Origin of the sequence: Eggerthella sp. AM16-19 (assembly GCF_003474385.1) — a bacterium.
Lineage (GTDB): Bacteria > Actinomycetota > Coriobacteriia > Coriobacteriales > Eggerthellaceae > Senegalimassilia.
The window spans coordinates 1-268 of record NZ_QUCY01000036.1 but is presented as its reverse complement, the minus strand read 5'-3'; the positions used below and the strand labels follow the sequence as shown (position 1 = coordinate 268).

General features: G+C 66.4%; 1 protein-coding gene. It reads right to left on the bottom strand.

Annotated elements, in window-relative coordinates; genetic code table 11:
• On the bottom strand, window positions 1-268 hold a 268-nt coding region (locus DW178_RS11450; protein WP_199669297.1), incomplete at both ends, for a hypothetical protein.

Here is a 268-nt window from a genome sequence, read left to right as displayed (position 1 = left end):
CGGCCCCGCCGGGGAGCACCGTGTCCGCGATATAGTCGGCGCGCGAGACGTCCCCGATATCGCCCCCGAAGCGGTCGACGAGCTTTCCGGTCCTATCGCACAGCGACAGGGTGCGCCAGCAGAAGGAATAGCCGGAAGGGCAGTCCGGGTTCTCGACAAGGGAGGTCTCGAGGAACTTGACGGGCTCGCCCTCCTCCTTGAAGGCCCAGAGGGCATAGGTGCTCTCGCACTCGTAGGGGTCGAACTCGGGATCGTTCGGCGTGGGCTC